General features: G+C 46.7%; 12 protein-coding genes. 3 read left to right on the top strand and 9 right to left on the bottom strand.

From position 1 onward, the window contains the following. Positions 1-681: 681 nt before the first annotated feature. Positions 682-1,134 (top strand): DUF1569 domain-containing protein, encoded by a 453-nt coding sequence (locus GWO68_RS05700; RefSeq protein WP_162345450.1) that lies wholly within the window; start codon positions 682-684, stop codon positions 1,132-1,134. A gap of 190 nt (positions 1,135-1,324) precedes the next feature. Here GWO68_RS05700 and GWO68_RS05695 read toward each other — a convergent pair whose 3' ends face one another. The 8 genes from GWO68_RS05695 to GWO68_RS05660 all read right to left on the bottom strand — a co-directional run bounded on the left by GWO68_RS05695 (position 1,325) and on the right by GWO68_RS05660 (position 12,301). After that, positions 1,325-2,320, bottom strand: a complete 996-nt coding sequence (locus tag GWO68_RS05695; RefSeq protein ID WP_162345449.1) for a hypothetical protein — start codon at positions 2,318-2,320, stop codon at positions 1,325-1,327. A gap of 383 nt (positions 2,321-2,703) precedes the next feature. Further along, positions 2,704-4,011 (bottom strand): sensor histidine kinase, encoded by a 1,308-nt coding sequence (locus GWO68_RS05690; protein WP_162345448.1) that lies wholly within the window; start codon positions 4,009-4,011, stop codon positions 2,704-2,706. Continuing rightward, on the bottom strand, positions 3,995-5,374 hold the full coding sequence (locus GWO68_RS05685) for a sigma-54-dependent transcriptional regulator (protein WP_162345447.1): 1,380 nt from the start codon (positions 5,372-5,374) through the stop codon (positions 3,995-3,997). The genes GWO68_RS05690 and GWO68_RS05685 overlap by 17 nt, the downstream gene beginning before the upstream one ends. 570 nt (positions 5,375-5,944) lie before the next feature. Continuing rightward, the gene (locus GWO68_RS05680) at positions 5,945-7,126 is read right to left on the bottom strand and encodes an ABC transporter permease (RefSeq protein ID WP_162345446.1); all 1,182 of its coding nucleotides are present in this window, start codon (positions 7,124-7,126) and stop codon (positions 5,945-5,947) included. Further along, positions 7,123-8,364 (bottom strand): ABC transporter permease, encoded by a 1,242-nt coding sequence (locus GWO68_RS05675; RefSeq protein WP_162345445.1) that lies wholly within the window; start codon positions 8,362-8,364, stop codon positions 7,123-7,125. The genes GWO68_RS05680 and GWO68_RS05675 overlap by 4 nt, the downstream gene beginning before the upstream one ends. A gap of 2 nt (positions 8,365-8,366) precedes the next feature. Then, positions 8,367-9,068, bottom strand: coding sequence for an ABC transporter ATP-binding protein (locus tag GWO68_RS05670; protein ID WP_162345444.1), 702 nt, complete (start codon positions 9,066-9,068; stop codon positions 8,367-8,369). A 453-nt stretch (positions 9,069-9,521) separates the two neighbouring features. Continuing rightward, the gene (locus GWO68_RS05665) at positions 9,522-10,994 is read right to left on the bottom strand and encodes a TolC family protein (RefSeq protein ID WP_162345443.1); all 1,473 of its coding nucleotides are present in this window, start codon (positions 10,992-10,994) and stop codon (positions 9,522-9,524) included. A gap of 62 nt (positions 10,995-11,056) precedes the next feature. After that, positions 11,057-12,301, bottom strand: coding sequence for an efflux RND transporter periplasmic adaptor subunit (locus GWO68_RS05660; protein WP_162345442.1), 1,245 nt, complete (start codon positions 12,299-12,301; stop codon positions 11,057-11,059). Positions 12,302-12,647: 346 nt separating this feature from the next. Between GWO68_RS05660 and GWO68_RS05655 the strand changes: the two genes are divergently transcribed. Beyond that, positions 12,648-13,616, top strand: a complete 969-nt coding sequence (locus tag GWO68_RS05655) for a D-2-hydroxyacid dehydrogenase family protein (RefSeq protein WP_162345441.1) — start codon at positions 12,648-12,650, stop codon at positions 13,614-13,616. Positions 13,617-13,793: 177 nt separating this feature from the next. On the opposite strand, the gene GWO68_RS05650 is transcribed toward GWO68_RS05655, so the two are convergent. Beyond that, positions 13,794-15,056, bottom strand: coding sequence for an OmpA family protein (locus tag GWO68_RS05650; RefSeq protein ID WP_162345440.1), 1,263 nt, complete (start codon positions 15,054-15,056; stop codon positions 13,794-13,796). A 366-nt stretch (positions 15,057-15,422) separates the two neighbouring features. On the opposite strand from GWO68_RS05650, the gene GWO68_RS05645 reads away from it, so the two are divergent. After that, positions 15,423-18,830 carry a PAS domain S-box protein gene (locus GWO68_RS05645; RefSeq protein ID WP_162345439.1) on the top strand — a complete coding sequence of 1,136 codons (3,408 nt, stop codon included), beginning with the start codon at positions 15,423-15,425 and terminating at the stop codon, positions 18,828-18,830.

The following is an 18,830-nucleotide window of genomic DNA, read 5'->3' as shown; positions in this document are numbered from 1 at the left end:
AGTGCTTTTAGGTTAACTTCAACAACAAGAGCTTAGATAATCTAAGGCGGGGGAGCAATGCCTGAATAACCTCTTACCTGGGCTGTAGCGCAGAAGGGCAAATACTATTTCAAGCAGATATGGAATATGACTTATTTGTTATCATATTCTTTCACACAGTTATAACCCAGTAAAATATTGACTGGTAATTAGCAACAATAAAAATCTGTATAGTTCATTTGTTTATTAACTATACAATATTATTTTATAAATTATTTATTTTAAGCTTGAATTTTTATTACGATGTTAATTTTAATTAGTATTTTTAATATAAATGAATATAGGTTGAATTGGATCAATTTCTGTGTGAGGGGCGGTGGGTTATTAGTAAATAAAAATTGAATATTATATATAAACTAAATCCGGTTCCTGAATCTGCAGCAATCTGGCAAGTGACGGCAAGAGCCTAAGCTTAGTTCTGAAGTGCTGAATTTCAGGTTATTGCTAATAGATTAAAGCAACCTCTTTACTCCTCGCTGAACCGGATATTTAGTTCGAACCTGGTCGCATGGTTCTGGCTTTTAAAACCTGCGTTTAGGTAAAAGCTATAGTTACCGGATATACAGCTATATTCAACATCCTGCTTTTACTATATTAAAAGGAATGCTACCTTGCACCCTTAGCTAAACTATAAACAGCCGAATGAAAAACGTATTTATACCCGAAACTACAGACGAGCTTATTGCACGCATCCAGATGTTAACCTCCGACACTAAACCACTTTGGGGTAAAATGGATGTAGCCCAAATGCTGGCCCACTGCAGCGTAACCTACGAAATGGTGTATGAAGAAAAGTACCCCAGGCCAAATCCTTTCATGAAGCTTTTACTTAAACTGCTGGTGAAGAATTATGTGGTTAACGAAAAACCTTACAAGCAAAACGCGCATACGGCTCCGCAATTTATTATAACCTCCGACAAAGATTTTGAAGCAGAAATAGCACGCCTGATCAACTATATCCGAGAAACGCAGCAGTTGGGTACCACACATTTTGAAGGTAAAGAATCGATCTCGTTTGGTGCCCTGACCAGCCAGCAATGGAACAACATGTTTTACAAACACCTGAACCACCACCTGACCCAGTTTGGCGTATAGTTCCACAAGACTATAAAAGCATATTAAGTGGCAGATAAGCAGACATTATACTTACAACTATAAGACCTGGCAAACAGAATAATCTATAGTTTAGTCTGAAACAAAAAAGCCACCGGGTTAAATTACCTGATGGCTTTTTTTAAGTAGCAAAATTGCATAAGTCAGTTTAGGTTCTGACTTACCGATAACGTTACCGGATAATCAAAGCGCTTTTACCTGAAGTCGGAATTACCTTTGTGCCGGCAGACTGTACCGAGTACCTTCCGCCGAAGCTTAAGCCTGCCATGTTCTGGTGCATGGAAATGTTTGCGCCGCCCGCAGAAACCACATTGGCTCCTCCTGCCGATACGACATTGGCACCACCAGCTGACACAACATTACCGCCACCAGGCGAAATAACGTTCATGCCGCCTGCAGCTACCACATTTGCCCCACCGGCAGATACCACATTCATGCCGCCTGCCGCCACAACGCCGCCACCGTTTTTCGAGATCAAAGCTACGGCTACCTGCTCGCCGTTCAGGTATAGCCCGGTAAGCTGGTTGCCGTTGGCCGTATCTACTGTCTTAATCTGGGCATTATGGTTTTTAAGAGAGTTCTGAAATTCAGCTACAAATCGTTTTAACTGCGCGTAGCTAGCCCACGAGCCACCGTTATAGTTATTTACGTTCAGCTCCAGTGCAACCGGTTCGCGACGGTATAGTTCGCGGTAGGCTTTAAATATCCAAGGGTCTCCTTCCAGTTTTACTGTAGTTGCAGGCACGGAGGCTTTTGCAGTGCTGCTATTTTTAGTTTGGTATGCTTTAATATAGGTGGTCAGGTCTGCGTAACTTCCCCACGAGCCATTGTTATAGTTACGGATATTACATTCCTCGGCTGTAGGGTTTCGGCGGTATTCCTGCTGGTAGATCTGCACAATCCAGGGGTCACAGTTTTGAGCCGGCGTAACAGAAGGTTTAGCAGCCGCCTGTCGGTTTTTATAATTCCGGATATAGCCTGTCAATTCTTCGTAGCTGTTCCAGGAGCCGTTGTTATAGTTGCGGATGTTACATTCTTCGGCTGTAGGCACCGCATTATACTGTTGTTTGTAAATCTGTACGATCCAGGGGTCGCAATTTTGGGCCATTGCACCTGCCCAGCAGAGCACCGTGAAACAGAAGCTGAAAAGTAAACGCTTTAAGTTCATAGAGAGATTGTTTGATTTAGTGATAGTATACAAGGTTATCGTTCAGGTATAGTTGCAATGCCTAAGTCCTACTCCAAAACCGGGAAAATCCGGAAGCAAAAAATGAGTTGCTGCTCGCACCTTTGGCCGCACATTCAACTATAGCATTGAGAAACCAATAGCTTACAACCCAACCTTCAACACCCTGCAATGCAACAAATTACATCAACTATAGCTGAAGTAAATCTAACCTGTTGTACAGCTTGGCAGCACAAAAGATTAGCCGCCTTAAATATACCGTAATTTCTATTATTTGTAAATTATATGCAAATTTTTATTCTTGAATTTATAGCCGTTGCTACCAGGAATCTATAGTTCAGAACTAAAGTGTGGCTATGGCAGCGCTACTCCGGGAAGCTGACTGAAAAAGTAGTGATTCCGGCCTCTGAGTCACTCTCCAGTGAGAATGGAAAACCATGATTCACGAGTATCTCGCGTACCATTGTTAAGCCGATACCCTGGCCATATTCTTTGGTACTGAAGAAGGGCGTAAAAAGCGATGCCCGTACATTTTCTGGGATGCCGGAGCCAGTATCAGTTATCGTTAGGCGGACTGGAGTTTGCTGCGTTGTTATTGTGATTTCGCCGTTCTCTCCGATGGCTTCCATCGCATTTTTGAGTACGTTAAGCAATACCTGTTCTAGCTGCTGCTGATCTAAATGAATAAAAAGCGGCTGTGGAGTAAGTTGTAAATTGCAAACTATAGTTCTGCGCTGCAGTTCAGGTTGTAGCAGCAGGGCCATGTTGCGCAGCATTTCGTGCAGGTCGGCTTTTACTTTTTTAGGCTTCGGAATGCGTACCACGTTGGCAAAGTTGGCCATAAAGCGGCTGAGGTTGGTATTGCGGTCTATGGCAACCTGCAGGGCATTGTCAAAATCTTCGCGATGATCCTGGGTAAGTTGTGGCGCATAATATTGCAGCGAGCCAAGTATAGAATTTACCGCACCCGCCGAGTTGTTCACCTCATGCGACATCATCCGGATTACCTTCTCGTACGCCTGCCGCTCGTTCTGAAGTATTGCTTCGGTCAGTTCCTCAATCAGCACAAAGTAATGCTGAAAACCACGGTCTAAAAAGTGCGCGCGGTGGCAGCGATACGTCCGGATGCCATTTACCCGGAACGTAATAGAACTGCCTGTTTGTAGTTGGGTAAGTTGTCCGGCCCATACTTTCGGTAGCTGGCTGACATGTTTGCCTATCAGGTTAGCGGCAGGTTGTTGCAGGTACTGTTCAGCCGCAGGGTTTACGTGTTCCACCTGGTTATCGAAGCCCAGCAAAAGTATACCCGCCGGCGATGCCTGAATCAGTTTCTCCAGAAAGTAATGTTTCTCGGCCTGTGCCACCCGCTCGTGTCGCAACTGGTCTATCATGCGGTTGTACACGTTTATCAGCTCGTCAAGTTCCTTCTGCCCCACCCCCATAAACTTGGTAGAGAAGTCCTTGTCTTTTATAGATTGGATGCCAGCCCGAATGAGACTGAGCGGTTTAAAGAAAGTGCTGTATAGTTGTGCTGTAATAAAGACAGAAACAAGTATAAGCAGCTCCATGCCCAGGAACAGGTACACGTTCTGTTGCAGCAGGAAGTACGCCATTAGTGCCAGCAGCCCATGCAACACCGCGGCAAAAAGGATAAACTTACTCCTGAGGCTCATACGGGATGTTAAACTTCTCGAGGCGGCGGTAAAGGGCAGCACGGCTCAAACCCAAAGCGCGCGCCACTTTACTGATGTTGTTGTGATAATGGTCCATAGATTTCCGGATCATGGTAGCTTCCATTTCGTCCAGGGTCATGGCGCCCACGGCTGGCAGGGTCTTATCGCCGGGTTTGGCAGCGCTGCGCTGTGCCTGCGCCTGAAAATCTTCTGCTTCCAGCACATCGGTGTCACTTACCAGCACAGTTCGCTCCACCAGGTTTTTCAGTTCCCGTATGTTTCCTGGCAAGGCCTGTTCTTTTAGCCACTGCAAGGCACTTTTGCTTATAGTTAGCTCCGGTCGGTTGTACGTTTTCTTGAGATTTCCCAGGAAGTACTGCACCAGTAACGGAATGTCATCGGCACGCTCGCGCAGGGATGGTAACTTAACGGTGATCAGGTTGATGCGGTAAAAAAGGTCTTCCCTGAATTTACCTTCGGCTACCATTTCTTCGAGGTTGCGGTTGGTAGCACAAACTACTCTTATGTCGAGCTTTCGGGAACGGCTGTCGCCCAGCACTTCGTAGGTTCTATCCTGCAGCACGCGCAGCAGTTTTACCTGGCTGTTCATGTCCAGTTCGCCAATCTCATCCAGGAAAATAGTGCCTTTGTTCGCCATCTCGAAACGGCCAACCCTGTCGCCTTTGGCATCGGTAAAAGCGCCGCGCTTGTGGCCGAACATCTCGCTCTCGAACAAACTGGCCGAGATGCCGCCCAGGTTTACTTTTACAAACGGCTGGTTGCGGCGCGCGCTGTTCTGGTGTATGGCTTCGGCTATCAGTTCTTTACCTGTTCCGCTTTGTCCTTCTATCAGCACCGAGGCATCAGTAGCAGCAATCTGTCCTATCTTTTTCAGCACTTTCAGCAGGTCCGGGTCCTGGCCAACAATGTTCCTGAAATTATACTGCTGGTCCAGTTTTTTGCGGGTTAGTGCCTCATCCGAACTATGGCTTTGCTCTGATAAACTAAGTGCTGTTTGTATGGCCTGTAACAGGTAGTCGTTGCTCCAGGGTTTGGTAATAAAATCAGCGGCACCCAGGCGCATGCCTTCCACGGCCAGACTGATAGAGCCCCACCCTGTGATAAGGATGACCGGCAATGCCGGATACTGTTTTTTAAACTGCCCAAGCAAAGCCAGACCATCGTGACCGGTTGTTTCAATAGAAAAGTTCATATCCATGATTACCAGTTGAAACGGGTGCAGCTCCGCCAGCTGAAGCGCCTCTCTGGGTGAAGCCGCCTCTTTGGTTTTAAAGCCATTTTGTTTCAGCATCAGGCTCAGCGAGGCACGTACCGCTACATCGTCATCAATAATCAGGATCATGGAAAACCAGTGGTTTGGAAGTATAAATATAAGGTATTATAGTTTAACTAAGGCAGCTATAGTTGCAGGTATAATTCTATAGTTAGCGTTTGTCATTCCTCTACTCCTTTCTAGGGTGACTTTTCATTCTATTAAATCAACTAGTGTCCTCGCTTGTGTCGAACTATGGTCGGGCTTCTAAACCTGTCTAATCACATATTCAACTTTAAAGTAAGTCACGTATTACTGATTCGCAGCAAAAGTTTATCTGCTTGAGTTATCATCCCCCTACCCCCTTCCAAGGGCAGGGCCGTTAATTTCTGCCGAGAACTATCCCCTTGAGGGGATTATAGGGGTGTTATTCAGGGCCAAAATGCTAATTGTTAGCCAGTTTTAAATTCACCCGCTAATGCAAACACCCCTCTGCGCTCCCCTCAAGGGGAGAATTTGCTAGAACTTAACGGCCCTGCTTCCAAGGGGGACTTTTTCAGGTAACGTAAATAAAATTTTAATTTTACGCATTGCTGATTGTCCCCCTTTGAAGGGGGCAGGGGGATGACTACATCTGTAGATAAATCTACTTAACTATAGTTACTCTTCGTGTAGGGCAACAGCCGGATGTATGGCTGCTGCCTGCCGGCTTGGATAAAGCGCGCAAATAGTTGTGAGTAGGTAAATAAGCACTACAGCACCGGCAAGCGCTGTAAAGTATACCTCTGACTCTACCTGGAAAACCTGTAGCAACGGAAACTGAACAGCAAACAGCACCCCGAAGAGCAATCCGAAAGTAGCCAGTACCAGCACCTCGCCTATAAACTGGCGATAGATTTGACCAGACGGGGCACCAAGTGCGCGGCGCAAGCCTATCTCGCCGTTGCGGCGACTGATGTTGTACCACAGCACCCCAAACAAACCCAGTGCAACGTTCAGGATCAGGAAGCCACAAACCAGGCCCAGCGCAATCATCGGAACAAGCGTAACTTTAGCTTTATTCTGGCGCATTTTTTCCAGCGTAGCCACTTCCAACGCCCAGTCTTTCCCGATGCCAGCGATCTCTTTCATCATTTTCTCTTCAAAGTCTATACCTGTGCCAGGCTTCACCCGGATCAGCATTTCGTTGGAGATATAATTGAGGTTCTTTTGGAGGTTAATGCGCGTAAAGACAGCCGGGTCTTCGGCAGCAAATTCACTGCCCGCCCGGAAATAATCCGTTACACCCACTACCTGAAATTTAGTAGTATCATCTACCTGAATTATTTTACCCAATGCTTCTTCTGAGCCAAACATATGCTGCTGGAAAGCCTTATTGATCACGATAGGTTCATGACCTGCCGCATTGTCGTTTGTGCTGAACCAGCGACCTTTTATTACATTTAGCTGCATTACATCCTTGTACTCATCCTGCACTTCATAAACATCAGCATCTATACTTTTGGCATTACCGAAAGAGAAGTGATTGTTCATCTGACTGAAAGCAAATGGCGCATTGCTGGATGTAAACGATGCATGTTCTACTTGTGGGAAAGTACGCACCCGTTGGATCACCTGTTCCATTATCTGCCGGTTCTGGGCAGTAGAATCGGTAGGCGGACGCATGGTCAGCAACCAAACGTTATCGTGTTTAAAACCAAGTGGTTTGCTATAGTTGCGTACGTTGTATACGATAAAGCTAAGTACCCCAAACAGCACCAGGAAACAAAAGAATATTTCAGTGATCAGCAGGAAGTTGCTTTTCTTCCGGTTCCAGATCAGTTTAAATAAATGGCGTATCATTTCGAACCTCCTTTCAGTGCCTCTACGGCTTGTAAGCGTGACATTTTATAAGCTGGATAAACACCGGAAATTAATCCGAACACAAGGCAAAGCAGCAGCCCAATACCGAACACACGCAGGTTTAGCCCCAGGTTGGCATACACGATCATGCCGCTGTCGTTTATGAGCCAGAGCACTCCTGCCGAAAGTATAAAACCCAGAAAGCCACCCAGCAAAGTCAGGAAAATGTTCTCGACAATAAACTGCCCGATAATGGTGGAAGAAGAAGCACCGAAGGCTTTGCGAACCCCGATTTCGGAAGAACGCTCCATGATGCGGCTGATGTTGATACTGACAAGATTTATAGTTGGCAGCAGCATGAACAGCAAGGTCAGACCGGCCAGTATACCATACAGAATCCCTACACCGGTATCATTGCCATTGCCAAAAAACGTGCGGGCGAAGCTCTCCAGAAAAGTATCCGGGAAAGAGAAAAGTTTAGTACCTTTCTCGGGATGCTGGCGCTCTACTTCCTGCATCATCGTGGCGTACTCTGCTTTTATTTCAGGTACATCGGCGGCGCTACGGGCTTTTATAGTTGCAAAGTAAGTGCCTCTCATACCGGGCTTCGAAAAGTCCTGGCTTTTAAGGGTAACCGGCACCCAAACATCGGCATACGACTGCACGCGCAGCACCGGTACGTTCTCTACAACGCCTACTACTTTATATTTTACCTGATCTACCACTATATCCTTGCCTACCGCCTCTGTCTCTCCAAAATATTTTGCGCGGGTGTTTTCGTTAATTACGGCCACACGGTTTGCGCTTTTTACATCCTGCTGCGTAAAGGCATTGCCTTCCAGGAAATTAAAGTCCAGTATATCCCAGAACTCACGGTCGGTATACTTGATATCAATCGCCAGTTTGCGGTTGTTGATGTAACTGTTCACCTGAAAAGGCATGGAGTTGATCGATACTTTTTCGGGTGTTTTGAGGGTGCGTACGTGGCGGTCGAAGAAGCTATAGCTGGCAGGGCCGCTATTGGTATATCCCTCTTTTACCTGCTCCCGGATCAGGTTTACAAATAGTAAGCGGTCTGTTTCGCGCTCCGGCATTTGCGGGCCAAACGTGTGGTCGAACAGTGAAGTAGCTACCATCAGTATCATAAGTGTAAAGCTGATACCGAAGAGGCTGATGAAGGTGAAAAACTTGCGCCGCAAGAGCACCTTCCAGGCTATTTTTATGTAACTCTTAAGCATAGCTATACTTGCTGAAAGGTTGCAAACAACTTAGCATCCGATACCTGCTGCCCATCAAAGAAGCGGACCAAACGCTCTGTTTTAAGGGCCATGTTCTCGTCGTGCGTTACCATAACTATAGTGGTACCATCCAGGCGGTTCAGGTCCAGTAGTATGTTCATTATTTCTTCGCCCATCACAGAGTCCAGGTTACCAGTGGGCTCATCGGCAAGTATAATTTCGGGCTGGCCAACCAGGGCACGGGCAATGGCTACACGCTGTCGCTGCCCACCCGATAACTGGCTTGGAAAATGCTGTGTGCGAGCGCTTAAGCCAACTTTTTCTAAAGCTGCTTTAGCTCTTTTGGTACGCTCCGAACCTGAAATACTGCTGCGGTATAGCAACGGTAGTTCTACATTGTCCAGCACGCTCAGGTCGTTTACCAGGTGGTAGCTCTGGAATACAAAACCGATCTTCTGGTTGCGGATGTGTGCCAGCTCTTTGTCCTTATAGGTCTGTATGGGTTGCCCGTCTATAGTTACCATGCCGGAGCTCGGAATATCAAGCAGGCCCATAATGTTGAGCAGTGTAGATTTGCCGCAACCCGATGGCCCCATAATAGAAAGGAATTCTCCTTTGGGTACCGTCAGGTTTACGTTCTGTAAAGCCACCGTTTCGATGGTTTTGGTCTGGTAAACTTTCTCGATGTTGGATAGCGTGATCATAGTTTTAAATTTATCTCTTTTAATCTTTTATTTACTGTCATTTCGAGCCTCAGCGAGAAATCTATCTCAGCCTATAGTTGCAGTTTATACTTAGCTATAGTTTCAAATTACCTTTTATCCTGAGAGCTCTATTTGCCTATAGTTTTATAGTTAGCTTGGCTCCCTCACGGCCGGGGGGCCTCGTCTTCGGGCATCGCGCTGCGCGAATCTCTTTTGCTCTTTCCTCGCAATGGCTGCGCCACCAGATATTCACAAGGAGCTCAACCCAAAGACTGTGATCATTTCGATAGCTATAGTTTATCTATAGTTTGGAACTGTAAGCTTCGACTTTTATCGTGGTTGTACTTCCGTAGGGACAGGTCGTGACCTGTCCGATCTTAGTCTGTAACTATAGAAATATGTTTAACCTCGGTAACACATGTCCTGTGGATTCCGAAATTTGATGTTATGCACTCATTCAAAATTTCCTTCATTGTATTTAATCGGCTGCTGTTTTTCAAAATCAAATAATGTCAGTTGCCTCAGGCTATAGTGGGCTGCCCAGAACTGGCTGAGCGACGTTATGTAGGCACGGCGCGCCTGGTCTTTTTCGGCTAAAGCAATGTTCAGGTCTGTGATGCTGATTCGGCCAACTATAAAAATGTTCTTCGTGATCTGGTAGCGCTCTTCTGCTATTTCATCTGCTGTGGCGGTAGTGCTAAGCCTGCGTTTCAGGGTAATGTACTGGTTTGCCTGTGCCAGGACTGCCTGTTCAAAAGTAGCTTCTTCCTGGGCTATGGTGTGTTGCACTAACTGGCGGTTCAGGTCGGCTACTTTATAGTTGGCGCGCTGGCGGCCCCAGTCCAGTAGCGGCATGTTAAAACCGATACGGGCACGCTGCAGATTTTCGGGTCGGGTATAAACATCCGTAAAATTGCCGGCACTGTTCGATAATCCGAAGGTGGCAAAAACACTCATGTTCAAACCATTATCGCCTTTCGCTTTGGCCACCAGGCTTTCTGCTTCCAAAAGCCGCCGCTGAAAACTGACAGCTTCTTTCCTATTCTTTTTCGCTTCCGCTAAAGCCATTTCCGCAGATACTACTTCTTCCGGTATATTGTCTGGTATAGTCAGTTGCAGCGCATCCGTATCTTTTAAGCCGACAAAAGTTTTCAGGGCAAGTGTGGCATTTTGTTCATCCAGTTCGGCCTGGTCCTGGGCTAGCTGCGCATTTAACACCGCTAGCTTTAATTGCAACAGGTCGTTTTTAGATAAGCGCCCCAGGGTATACTTTTCTTCCGCTATCTGGTAAAGCGTATCGTTATTGGCTAAGTTTTGGGTGGCGATGCGTTGGTTTACCTGGGCAAGCAACAGGTCGAAGTATAGTTTGGTAGCTTCTACTGCTATACTTTCTTTGTCTTCCACAAACTTGCGCTGCGATTCCTGGTAACGTAAGGGCTCTACTTTTTTGGCCCACGCATACGGGTTAAAAGCAAATAATGGCTGCTCAAAACCAACTATAGCCGGGTTACCGTTGTAGCGTGTTATATCGCGGTCAAAGTCATCGAAACGTTGCATAAGCGAGGTAACAAAAATGCTCCCTCCCGTAGGACCCACCAGTTGCTTAAGCGTTACACCTACATCGGCATTGTTAATGGATACCGGCTTAAAATCGGTGGTACCATCTGGCTGGATAACCGGCGTATAGGTTCTGCTGAAATCTGGCAGAGTACCGGTCAGGCTTAGCTGCGGCCGATAATCAGATTTGAAACTTCGCCATTGCCAGTAACTGCTCTCGTGGCTTACCTCAGCCTGTTTTGCTGTTGCCGACTGCTGTTGCGCCATCGTAATCACCTCCTGCAAACCTAAAGTTCGGGCGGGCTGGGCTATACTTTGTGCGCAACAGAGCAGCATTACAAACACTAAACAGGTAAAATTACTTTTCATAGGTTTATTTTATACTTGGTATCAGCTATATTTCTATCACTTAAAAAGGGTATCTGTAGCGCTTACTTAAGCTTTATCTTTTCTGTGTGCTCGTATTCGGCCATATCCGAGATCACCACCACATCGCCAGGTTTTACGCCATCTTCCAGCTCCACAAAATCCACGTTGCTCACGCCTATAGTTGCAGGCTTGCGCAGTATCTCGTTGCCCTGTACTACAAACACCTGTTGTCCCTTGGCACTGTTAAAGTATGGACCATTCTTCACGCGCAGCACGTTGCCTTTAGAGGCCGTTGTTACAAACACATCTACCCTTAAACTTGGGCGCAGCAATGCGTGGGCTTTATCCTGTAGGGCGACATAAAACGTAACTATGCCGTTGCTGACTGTGGGCTCTATGGAGGAGATGATACCCTGCAGATCGGTATCGTTGATGCGAACGATGGTACTGCCTCCAACTTTCAGCTGCTCGGCAAAACTATCGGATATGGTGGCTTTAATTTTATAGCTGCTCAGGTCGGCGAGGCGGGCAATTACATCCCCAGCATTTACGGTGCTGCCAATTTCGTTCTTCACCCAGGTTATCACTCCTTTGTGCGTAGCCCGTACTTCGGCCTGTTCCATTTTGCGCTGCAGCTCTTCTATCGATCGGCTCTGCATGGCCAGGGTATACCCAAGTTCTTGTTCATCAGCTTTAAGCAGTTCGCGCTCGGTAGCCATGTCCTGCTGTATTTCGGAGAGTTCCTGTTGGGCGATGCGGAGATTTAGTTCTGCCTGGTTCACGCTTTCCTGGGTAGTGCCGCCTATTTTTAGCAGGTATTTTTCGTCCTGTAGCTGGGCCTGCAGGCTTTTAACTCTAAGCTGTTTTATAGTTAGCTGCGATGCCAGTTGGTTGAGTGTTTTGCGAAGGTTAAGGCGCAGCTGCACGCTTTTGTGCTGGTTCAGTTGCTGTTCGTCTTTCAGTTTGTCGTAAGCCAGTTGGGTATAAGCTCTGTCGAGTAGCAGTATCTGGTCGCCGGTTTTTACCTGCTCTCCTGCTTTTAATAACACCTGCTCTATGCGTGCCTGTATCGGACTGGTAATTACCTGTTCCTGTTCCGGCACCACCACACCACTCGCCGATATAGTTGCAATAACCGGCCCCTGCTCGACTACAGCAGTGCGCAAAGCCTCCCTGTTTATAGTTGGGGTAATCAAGGTTCTGAAGCCAAACACAGCCAAAGCCAGCAGGGCTACAGCTATACCTAACTGCCAGTAGCGTTTGCGTTTGTTGACTTGTTTTGTAGTGGCTGATAATTCGCGGTCCATAGGTTTATAGTGTACTTTACAAGAACTGCTTAGCCAACTAATATGCCAGCTATGTATATAACTGATTAACAATTAATTACGCAACAAAACTATAGTTTCAGAATAAAATAAGGTGTTCGTTATTGAACAGGTATGTTCGGTTTCGGGGGCTGTACCTGGGTAAGGCAAACTCAGCTCAATTATCCGTTCAGTTTTATGCTTTGCCAGCTCATGCAACAATCCATTTCTATAGTTGAGCCTGATGTTGTTAGAATTCTTGCCCGGGTAGCAGATTAGTTAAAATAACACTTTGGGTGTTGCGCTTCTGAAATGTAACTGTGACTTTTGCTACTATAAGCCGACGCACATGCATATCATCATCCCCGACGATTACCAGCATATAATAAGCACTCTGGATTGCTTTCAGCTGCTGCACCAACACCAGGTAACCATTTACCACGATACAGTGAAGGACATTGATTTACTGGTTGAGCGTTTTAAAACTGCTGATGCCCTGGTGCTTACCCGTGAGCGGACAGCCATTACAAAAGAACTGGTTTCGCGGTTGCCTAGGCTCAAACTCATCAGCCAGACCGGTAAAATATCTAATCACCTGGACCTGGCAGCCTGCACCAACTATACTATAGCCGTTGCCGAAGGAACTGGCTCACCGGTTGCCCCCGCAGAGCTTGCCTGGCTTTTGATAATGAATGCCCTGAGACAAGTGCCGCAAGCCATAGCCGCCATGAAAGAGGGAAAGTGGCAAACCAACATTGGCAGTACTATAAACGGCAAGCTCATCGGCATCTGGGGATATGGCAAAATAGGTAAATTGATAGCTGGCTATGCCAATGCATTTGGGGCTAAAGTTATAGTTTGGGGCAGCGAAAACTCCAGGGATAAAGCCGTACAGGACGGGCATTTGGAAGCTGAAAGTAAAGCGGCATTTTTTGCGCAGGCTGATGTGGTAACACTGCACCTACGCCTTACCGAAACTACCCGAAATATAGTTACAGCAGCAGACCTGGCGCAAATGAAACGCGATGCAGTGCTTGTAAATACCAGCCGGGCTGAGTTGATAGAAGAAGGCGCGTTATTGCAGGCACTTAAGCAAGGCAGGCCCGGTTTTGCAGCGCTGGATGTGTATGAAACCGAACCTATACTCGACAAAGATTATCCGTTGCTTCAGCTATCAAATGTAATCTGTACACCACACCTGGGCTATGTAGAAAAGAACGGGTACGAACTATACTTCCGGAAAGCTTTCGAGAATGTGGTAGCTTTTGCAAACGGCACTCCAACCAACATCGCCAACCCTGAAGTGTTGCAACTATAACCTGCTCTCCGTACACTCCTGCTTAACTTAGTTGGCTTTACCCCTCTGTAAACTATAGTAAGCAACATTTTTCTTCTGCTTTGCTATAAAAACAGAACCGCAGAAAGTTATAGTTTTCCTGCGGTTCTGTTTAAATGTACTTAGTTATAGTTTGTAACTATAGCCGTTAAAGCAATTTTACTTTTTGGTAACCAGCACATCGATACGACGGTTCTGGGCGCGGCCTTCTTCGGTTGTGTTGTCAGCAACAGGGTGCTTTTCGCCGTAACCTTCCGCCTCCAGGCGGCTTGCATCTATACCTAATTTCTCAATAGCAGCTTTTACTGCAACAGCCCTTTCCTGCGATAGTTTAAGGTTGGCAGCAGGCTGGCCCACATTATCAGTATAGCCTCCTATTTTGATATTTACCTGTGGGTAGGCTTTCAGTATTTTGGCAATATTATCAATCTGTTCCTGCGACTCCGGTTGTATTCTAGCGCTTCCGGTATCGAAATTCAGGCGGTCAAAACTGAACCAGCTGGTTTTATCTGGCGCTTTGTTTTCATCTTCAATAAATGCGACCAGTTTACTTTCAATGCCATTTGGCGGTATGTTAAGCACTACGCCGCCTGGTATCTCCCGTTCTGTAAATGCTGCGCCTGTATCTGTTGTAGCCATTGTATCTGTGTCAGTGGCAACTGTTGTTTCTTCGGTGGTAACTGGTTCTGTGGTTACGGTCTCAGTATCCTTGTCATTGTCGCAGTTACGAAGTCCGAACAGCAGCAACAACAGGGCTCCAATGCCAAGCAGCAAAGGCCACAGCCAATTCGTTTTCTTTTCTGGTACCGGAGGTGGCGTATGCTGTACTCTTTCGGTAACAGGTGCATGCATTGGTCGCTCGATAGGCGGTACAGCGGCTGTAGCGGCAGCACCTGCCCCACCCAAACCCAGCAAACTGCCAAGCCCCGCCGGAAGCGCGCTCATGATACCTGCTTTCTGGCTGTTCAGGTAATTTCTTAGTCCGCCTTCATCAAGCTCATCATCGTGTGTTTTCTTCCCTAAAAATCCTAATACCAGCGGTGCTACATAACTAAGTATGGCCGTTACTGATGTAGACTTAACACCTGCGTAATTACTGAGTGCATTGCTCACTCCCCCTAAATTGTTACCAAATATCTCGGACAGGAACTGGTTACCAACAGGTGCAGCGCTACCTAGCGCCCCCGGAACAGTATTGGTTACATCAGCTAACAAACCCCTGTCACTATGCCGGATGAGGTTAAAAATAGACCCCATAGCTCCAGGGTCGGAAGTACGGTTAACTAATCCGCCTAAAACGGCTGGTACTATACCGCCAAATGCTTTAGCAGTCGCAGGCTCACTCTCGCCTAATTCGCTGCTTGTTCTTGCTATAAGGTCCGGGGAAATAAATCCGCGTAAAGACTCGAGTAAATCTGCCATAATGGTTATCGGTTAGGTTAACAAAAACTAATTCTACTATATACCATTATTATCCTATTTTGTTGTGATATATTACAAGCACTAACTGGCGACAGCTAACTATAATTTATGTTTAGTTTGGTATAGTTTGTAAGCTCAGATGGTAAGTTTAAAAACCTTAAAAGTGAGAGCTCTATAGTTTGCTTGATTATATCGGGAAAAGAAAATACAACCAAATAATATTCTATATAAAGAAATTCAGACTGGAACATTTTTAATAGTAAATTTGCTTCTTGTAAAGGTTTTCAACTCCGCTGCCTGCATGTATTTTCGGGAAGCTGCGATTTGTATCCGGCACCCAAAAATCTCTGATAACGCATACACTACATGCTAACATTAAAAGAGCTTAAAACTATAACAAGTGAGAATAGGCGCTTATTAACGGGTCTGGCATCGGGCATTTTTATTTTTGCAGCGCTTATCTATGGCATTTCCTACAACCTGAAGCGCGAAAACGAAATAGCCCAATGGGTACTGCGTGCCCAGGAACAGATATACCAGATCGAAAAAACTATATCGCTGGCAAAAGATTTCGAGACCGGCTCCAGGGGCTTCCTGCTTACGGGCTCGGATGCATACGAGCTGCCCTTACTGGAGGCATCGCAGGTACTGGACGCAACTATAGCACAGCTGAAAAACCAAACCAGGAACGACCAGATCCAGACCCAAAACCTCGATTCGCTAACCCTTTATCTTTATAAAAAGGCCCACTTCTCTAAAACCATTATCCGGCTAAAACGCGAGCGTGGCCAAGCTGCGGCTATGCAGGCCTTTAGTACCAACGCTGGTAAAAAGTACATGGATAAGATCAGGTACTTTGCCCAGCAAATGCACCAGCACGCCAAAAAGGAGCTTACGCAACGCAAACAGGAAAACGAAAATGCACTGCTGGCTACCAACCGGGTGCTGCTTACAGGCATTATCGTATTTATAATTTTGCTGGTATATGCCATCTGGAAAAGTTGGGAACAGCAACGCGAAAGAAAACTGGCCAACCATCAGCTACGCACCGAAAAAGCTTTTTCTGAAGCCCTGCTAAGGGCCAGCCCCGATGGCATGATAGGCTTTAACAAACAAGGCGAAATTGTACTGTTTAACCACCGCGCCGAAGTGCTGTTTGGCTACAGTCAGCAGGAAGTACTGCGCACCCCGATTTCGGCACTTATAGTTGGGGAAGATTTTACAAACCTGAGAGAACTGGCGGGGCAAATAGCCAACAACAGCAGCCGCGAAATGCTGGTGCTGAAAAAAGACAAAACAGCTTTTCCGGCTGAAGTGCGCCTTAACCTGGTAAATGCGTATGAAGGCAACATCCTGATTGCCAGTATCCGGGATATTTCGCAGCGCAAGGCATCCGAACTACAGCTGAAAGAATCAGAGAAAAACCTGCAGGCTATACTAAGCAGCTCCCAGGAAGCCATTTATCTCCTCAACCTCGATTTCAGGCTGGTACTGCTGAACGACCATAGCAAAATGATTATAAAGCAGGGCTATGGATTTGATTCAGAACCGGGCCATAACTTCCTGGATTATTTTGAGCCTGCCTTTAAAACCAGGCTGCGCGCTATTTACGACCAGGTACTTGCCGACCAGAAAGTGGATGTGGAGCGCACGTTTATGCTCGATGAGGGGGAAGCCTATTATTACTCTACCTATTTCCCTGTAAAAGATACCGACGGTACCATTATAGGTATTTGCTGTGCATCTAAAAACATAACCCAGCGCAAAAAAAGCGAGGAAGCGGTAAAGGCTGCAAACGCCGAAAAAGAAGAATACCAGTCGCGGTTCAAAGCTATACTTGACTATTCGCCGCAGCCCATCCTGATAAAAGACACGCAGGGCAACCAGATCTTTACAAACAAAGCCTTTACTGACCTGTTCGCACCTGAACCTGGCCAGCAACCGGACAGCTCACTGGGTATTGTTTTAGATGATGCCGAGGTACTGCACGAGTTTACACAAAACTATAGCAGCCACGAGGCCGGTAGCTTACACTCGAAAGAATGGCAGCAGCAGGTGGTGTTGCAAAACGGGCAGGTACTGGAAATGGAGATCATAAAATTCCCGCTCTACGACAGGCAGCAGCAGCTATTTGGTATTTGTACGCTGTTTAAAGATATAACTGAGCAGATACGGCACCAGCAACAACTGGTAGAGGCCCGCGAAAATGCAGAACAAGCAGAGCGCCTGCAGGAACAGTTCCTGGCCAACATGAGCCACGAGCTGCGCACCCCGATGAACGGTATTATAGGCATGGTAAACCTGCTGTTAACGTCTTCGTCGCTGCAACCAGACCAGAAAGGCCGCTTACAGGTTATAAAGCGCTCATCCGACACTCTACTCAATCTCATTAACGACATCTTAGACCTATCAAAAATAAAAGCGGGTATGTTAACTATAGACCACGTTAATTTTGACTTTAATGATACCATTGCCGGCACTGCCCTGCTGTTCCGGGAGAAAGCGAAAGAAAAAGGTATAAAGCTGGCCGTAGCTGCCGATTCGTTTATTCCTCGCTACCTTAACGGCGACCCGCACCGCTTAAATCAGATACTGAATAACCTGCTGAGCAATGCCATAAAGTTTACCGAAAAAGGTTTTGTGCGTCTGGAGGCCTCGCTGCAAAGCGAAACTCCGGAGCAGGCTATAGTTGAGTTTGTTGTAAGCGATTCCGGCATTGGTATTGACACCGATAAACTGCAATACATCTTCGATAATTTCACACAGGAGTCTACTGATATTTCGAGCAAGTATGGCGGTACCGGTTTGGGTCTTGCTATTACCAAAAGGCTGATAGAATTGCAGGGTGGCACTATTGAGGTGGAAAGTATAAAAGATAAGGGCACGACCTTTACCTTTACTATTCCTTATACGATAGCCGATGAAACCGCTACTATAGCCGTCACCAGCCATGTGGCCGTAGCGGAACCACCACGCAAAAACTATAGCGGCAAACGCGCCTTAATAGTAGAAGACAACGACATAAACCAGGCGGTGCTTACTTCTACGCTGCAGCAGCACCATTTAGAGGTAGTGATCGCAAACAACGGCCAGGAGGCAGTGGATATACTACAGACCGGCGAAACGTTTGATATTATTTTCATGGACCTGCGCATGCCGCTGATGAACGGTTTCCAGGCTACAGCTTACATCAGGCAAACCCTGCAACTGCAGACGCCTATAGTTGTGTTAACGGCCAGCGTACTGCGCAACGAGCGCGACCGCTGCCTGGAGATAGGCGCCTCTGACTATATGGCCAAACCGTTCTCCATCGCTGACCTGGCCCGCACCCTGGAGCGCTTTATACCACTTGCCGACGAAACAAGAACTATAGCAACACCGCCTATAACAGAGCAGCACATGCCAACTACGGCCAAAGCCTTTGATGCAAGCCGGTTACTGGAGCTGAAGAATACCACATATGTAAAACGCATCCTATCGCTCTTTTCCGACAACATGCCGGTATACCTGCAGGAACTGACAGCGTTGGCTGCTGCCAACAACAAAGCAGCGTTTTTAGAAAAAGCCCATAAAACCAAAGGCAGTCTGTCAGCTATCCATATAGAAGAAGTACACCAACTAATGCTTGCGATAGAAGAAAATGCACCTGCCCAGCAGCACCTGAACGTGTTTGTGCCAGCCCTGGAACAGTGCAGCGCAAATTGCCAGGCACTGATGCCAGCCATAGTAGCAGAAGTGGAAGCCTCTCTTGCACATTTAGAAACGAGCAACTAA

It is taken from the genome of Pontibacter fetidus (genome assembly GCF_010119545.1).
In the GTDB taxonomy this organism is placed as follows: domain Bacteria; phylum Bacteroidota; class Bacteroidia; order Cytophagales; family Hymenobacteraceae; genus Pontibacter; species Pontibacter fetidus.
Note: the sequence above shows the minus strand (reverse complement) of the source record. Positions and strands in the feature narration are given on the sequence as shown.